Raw genomic sequence first — 2,311 nt, 5'->3', positions numbered from 1 at the left:
CATCTTTATTTGGCAATTTTACTAGCTTTTTCATTTTAACCCTTTTTTGGCATACTCGCCAAAGTGAGATGCACCCGGGGAGAGGATGTGAAGATTTTCAATTGTCATCAAGATATACAATTTAAATGCACAACAGCTTAGTAGAGTTAAATTGCAAAAATCGCTTGCCTATCTTGAAATAATCTGGGTCTATCACTGTTGCGTCTGCCCGATATCTGCGGTTGACTTCATCTATCAAATTACGTTGACAATCGCGCTACGAAAGGGCGGGAAATTGAGTACCGCCCTTTATTTTAAAACCAGAGGCTTTTATGATAAAAATTGCTTTTAATCAACTCAAATTTAATAGATGTTTTTACACGAGTTTAACCTTAATTTGTGCTATCCTCTTAGGAGGCTTCGGAAAGGTTTTTGAGTCGAACAACAACACAGCTTTAGCACAAGAAAGCATCCCCGTTAGCGGTAGCGGCGACGCGCAACTACAGCCGATTTTGCAATCCCTGACAGAGTTCATGCGCTACCGCTGCGTCGGTGCGGCTGTCCTCGGTGTTTCTGTCAAAGGTAAGCCCGTGGGTGTTTGGGGCTTGGGGCGCATGAAAGGTCGATCGACCTTGAACGCAAATCCGGCTTGCGGCGACGATATGCAGGCTCCTCTAAGCGCGATCGTATCCGCAGACACCCCCATGCGTATGGGCAGCATCAGCAAGCCTGTCACCTTTGCAATGGTGCGCTGGGTGCTAAAACAGACGGCGCGCGATCGGGCAGGCTTAGAACTGACTGACGAGCAAATCGAAGGAATGAAATTGTTCGATCCCCAGCATTATCCGCCCCTAATTCCCGGTTTGAACAAGCAATATCCAGTGGCTATTATCCCTGAAAAATTGCACGCCGTATTTTCGGGAAAAGTAAAATTTTCCGTAGCAATTAAAGATAATAATTGTAGCAATCTCAACTCAGGGTTTGCAGACAAACAGTGGCAAAACGTCACCCTCGGAAACCTGCTATCGCACCGATCTGGACTTCAGCGCAGCGCCCCTAGATACGGTCAAGATATAACTGCAAATTTGCCAGTCCTTCGCAATCTGAAAACAGCAGCAGATTTTCAATCACAAGAACAGCTACTTGTCAATGAATGGGGAAATAAATCTGTAAGTTCAGCTAAAAATCAACTCGGCATCTCTGCTAACGCTGGCTATTTTCTGCCAAGTCCTAATTTAGAAGAAACTCTGATGGTTTTGGCTGGCCGATGCCTTCAGTATCCTCTCGGTCAATATCATTATTCCAATACCAGTCCGGCATTTCCTACAATTATATTGGAGCAGCTTGTAGCCTCTGGCAGATATGCTGCTAAAACGGGGAAACTAGAAACTCATCAAGGCTCTGCTTTGGAAGTTTTCTTCAAAACAGAGTTGGGAATTCCTACTACGGCTACCAAGGGAATTTTTATGAGCCAAGGAGTAGAAAATTTTGGCGATCGCGAACCGGAAAAACGCCACTGGAACGGAAAAACTTACTACGGTAAGGGATGGGATTTGAAGCGACCGCATTGCATTTTGAAGGGCAGCTTTTGCGACTTTTCTAGCTGGATAAATCCGAATCCCGGCACGATAAACTGGTCTTGGAATTTAAGCCAGGTTCCTTTTGCCCGCCGACACACAGATTTGAGTCCTGGCACTGGTTTGCTAGCTGCGGAAGCTGGAGTTTTTCTCAAATTTATGTCACAATATTGGGTTGGTGGTTATGAGAATAACCCGCGCATCGGGGAAAAGCGAAATAATGTTTGGAATCGATATACTGCTCACAATGGCTCCTTTGATGGTACTCATGCTTGGGCAATTCAGTTAGGGGGAAATAACAATCCCAAAGAGTGGAAATTGCCGCCTGTGGACGATCGAGGTCACATCCTTGATGATTTTGCTAATTTGAAGATGTATGCGGGTGTGTTGCCGGATGGAGTTGATATTTTTGTGGCGGTGAATCAGAGGGCGGATAAGAAGTGTGTTGATGCTAAAAATTACAATTGCGGGGATGCTTACGGACTTTTGGATAATTTTATTTTGTACGGTGCTTCTAGGGTAAATTGGAATATGGTTGCTGCGAGTGCTGCTGTCAAATAATATTGATAGGTAAACCGCAGATGTGAGGCAAATAAACACAGATAAACGCAGATTGTTTGTATGGTGATATCAAATCCGGTAACTACGGAATTATCGTAGGGGCGGGGCGGGTTTATATAATAGACCTCTTGCAAAATAATTTTATGATATAATGGAAAGTTTTGCTTTACTGGATTGAATCCAAAGTCTTAACT

The 2,311-nt window shown here is 44.1% G+C and carries 1 protein-coding gene; it reads left to right on the top strand.

The window, feature by feature from the left end; translation table 11 throughout:
* Positions 1–311: 311 nt before the first annotated feature.
* On the top strand, positions 312–2,117 hold the full coding sequence (locus QUB52_RS28930; RefSeq protein WP_332975656.1) for a serine hydrolase: 1,806 nt from the start codon (positions 312–314) through the stop codon (positions 2,115–2,117).
* Positions 2,118–2,311: the final 194 nt, after the last annotated feature.

It is taken from the genome of Microcoleus sp. A6-C6 (assembly GCF_036705955.1).
GTDB lineage: Bacteria > Cyanobacteriota > Cyanobacteriia > Cyanobacteriales > Microcoleaceae > Microcoleus.
Note: the sequence above shows the minus strand (reverse complement) of the source record. Positions and strands in the feature narration are given on the sequence as shown.